Origin of the sequence: Paraburkholderia sp. RL17-373-BIF-A (assembly GCF_046030175.1) — a bacterium.
Lineage (GTDB): Bacteria > Pseudomonadota > Gammaproteobacteria > Burkholderiales > Burkholderiaceae > Paraburkholderia.
Genome location: NZ_JARESO010000507.1, coordinates 1 through 295, shown reverse-complemented (window position 1 = coordinate 295; position 295 = coordinate 1). Strand labels below are relative to the sequence as shown.

Here is a 295-nt window from a genome sequence, read left to right as displayed (position 1 = left end):
CAAGAGAGCTTCCAGCGAGAATGTCGTCTGATGCAAGGTCACCCCGCTCAGGAGGGTCCGGTGCAGGTTCACCCCGCTCAGGTTCGCCCCGCTCAGGTTCGCCCCGCGCAGGTCCGCCCAGCTCAGGTTCGCCCCGCTCAGGTCCGCCCCGCTCAGGTCCTGGTTGTTCAGGTCCTGGTTGTTCAGGTTCGCCCCGCTCAGGTTCGCCCCGCGCAGGTTCGCCCCGCGCAGGTGCATGCGGGTCAGGTCCACCCCGCTCAGGTTTATCCTCTTCACGTTTGTACCTCCGAGCAAG

The 295-nt window shown here is 66.1% G+C and carries 1 protein-coding gene; it reads right to left on the bottom strand.

The annotated features are described in order from the left end of the window. Positions 1-276 (bottom strand): pentapeptide repeat-containing protein (locus tag P0D80_RS51570; RefSeq protein WP_408296760.1); only part of this gene is annotated, 276 nt, incomplete at its 3' end. Positions 277-295 lie beyond the last annotated feature (19 nt).